Source organism: Shewanella sp. 11B5, from assembly GCF_002836795.1.
Taxonomy (GTDB): Bacteria; Pseudomonadota; Gammaproteobacteria; order Enterobacterales; family Shewanellaceae; genus Shewanella; species Shewanella frigidimarina.
This window is the reverse complement of sequence record NZ_PJAP01000735.1, coordinates 1-1,886: the sequence shown is the minus strand read 5'-3', so window position 1 is coordinate 1,886 and position 1,886 is coordinate 1. Positions and strand designations below refer to the sequence as shown.

Genomic DNA, 1,886 nt, shown 5'->3' with positions numbered 1-1,886 from the left:
TTTACCCGACGGATATCGTCCAGATGGTAAACCTACCTTCTTAACGCTCAACGAGATTGAAAATCTGGTTGCCGGTTTCGGTGAAGTAGGCACACAAAAAGTTCGTATCACTGGTGGCGAGCCCACCTTACGCAAGGATTTCACAGATATTGTGCGGATCGTTGCCGACAATCCTAATATTAATACCGTAGCGATGACCACCAATGGGTATCGTTTACAGCAGCATGCCAAAGAATGGTATGACGCAGGTTTACGGCGTATTAATGTGTCAGTTGATAGTTTAGATCCTAAAATGTTTTACCAAATCACAGGCGAAAATAAATTCGACCAAGTGATGCGTGGCATTGAAGCGGCTCTTGAAGCTGGTTTTGAGCGAGTGAAAGTCAATGCCGTGTTGTTGAAAGGCTTAAACGACAAAGATTTACCGCGTTTTTTACAGTGGATTAAAAACACGCCTATTGATTTACGTTTTATTGAATTAATGGAAACTGGCTTAGGTCACGATTATTTCAATGCACATCATTTAGCGGGTGTAGACATTAAAAAACAACTTGAGCGAGAAGGCTGGTTATATGACTTGCCAAGTGTTGATGATGGTCCTGCGCAAAACTTCAGCCATGCAGATTATCAAGGTCGTATTGGATTAATTATGCCTTACGCAAAGAATTTCTGTGCCAGCTGTAACCGCTTACGAGTCTCTGCAAAGGGTAAATTGCATTTATGTTTGTTTACTGAAAATGGCGTCGATTTACGCGATTTAATACAAAACCCTTCGCAGCGAGATGAATTAATTAGCCGCTTACACGGTCAATTAGCGCAGAAAAAAGAAACCCACTTTTTACATCAAGGTATTACAGGTGTGACTCAACACCTCGCCTCTATTGGTGGTTAAGCCGTCATTGAGTTAAACCGACAGACGCGGCAATACTTGTGACGCTCAGTCGATGGACATTGAATTTGATTAAGGCAGTAAAAAGCATGAGCAATTGTTTTACCCATATTAACGCCGATGGCAATGCCCATATGGTCGATGTGACTGAAAAAGCCGTCACCGAGCGCGAAGCCCGCGCTGAAGCCTTTATTGATATGGCGCCAGATACCTTAGCCATGATCATGAATGGCAGCCATCACAAAGGCGATGTATTTGCTACCGCACGTATTGCCGGTATTCAAGCGGCAAAGAAAACATCTGATTTGATCCCATTATGTCATCCTTTGATGTTGACTAAGGTGGAAGTGGAGCTTGAAGCTCAGCCTGAGCATAACCGTGTGCGCATTACCAGTTTGTGTAAGTTGTCGGGTAAAACCGGTGTTGAAATGGAAGCGCTAACCGCAGCTTCTGTGGCAGCCTTAACCATTTACGACATGTGTAAAGCCGTACAAAAAGACATGATTATTTCTCAAGTTCGTTTGCTTGAAAAACGTGGCGGGAAATCTGGCCATTTTAAAGCCTAATCCGCCCATTATGAGCTAACGTACACCCAGTATATTTTATAAATAAATGCATTGAGAGACCACTATGATCCAAGTATTATTTTTTGCGCAAATCCGTGAGCTATTAGGCACCGCTAAAGTCGAACATAGTGGCGATAATATTGATACTGCTGAAGCATTACGTGCAGCGCTTGCCGCTACTGATGATAAGTGGGCGAAAGTGTTGGCATCAGACAAATTGCTGGTGGCGATTAATCAAACCATGAGCCAGTGGGATTCACCGGTAAATGACGGCGATGAAGTGGCCTTTTTCCCTCCAGTCACAGGGGGATAACATGGAGCATCATAGTAACCAAATTGTTGTACGAGTCCATACGGAAGACTTTAGTGTCGCCGATGAATATGCCCTACTTGCCTGTGATAAGCAGGACGGTGCCGTGGTTAATTTTGTT

General features: G+C 43.6%; 3 protein-coding genes. All 3 read left to right on the top strand.

Going from position 1 to position 1,886, the window contains the following annotated elements; translation table 11 throughout:
• A partial coding sequence (gene moaA, locus CXF78_RS15895) for a GTP 3',8-cyclase MoaA (RefSeq protein ID WP_102037327.1) occupies window positions 1-892 on the top strand: 892 nt, incomplete at its 5' end.
• Window positions 893-978: 86 nt separating this feature from the next.
• Window positions 979-1,455 carry a cyclic pyranopterin monophosphate synthase MoaC gene (gene moaC / locus CXF78_RS15890; protein WP_011635575.1) on the top strand — a complete coding sequence of 159 codons (477 nt, stop codon included), beginning with the start codon at window positions 979-981 and terminating at the stop codon, window positions 1,453-1,455.
• 64 nt (window positions 1,456-1,519) lie between these two features.
• Window positions 1,520-1,768, top strand: a complete 249-nt coding sequence (gene moaD, locus CXF78_RS15885) for a molybdopterin synthase sulfur carrier subunit (RefSeq protein WP_011635576.1) — start codon at window positions 1,520-1,522, stop codon at window positions 1,766-1,768.
• Window positions 1,769-1,886: the final 118 nt, after the last annotated feature.

Excerpts from the sequence above, each read along its gene's own strand:
- moaD (WP_011635576.1), top strand. The coding sequence starts at position 1,520 with ATGATCCAAGTATTATTTTTTGCGCAAATCCGTGAGCTATTAGGCACC.
- moaC (WP_011635575.1), top strand. The coding sequence starts at position 979 with ATGAGCAATTGTTTTACCCATATTAACGCCGATGGCAATGCCCATATG.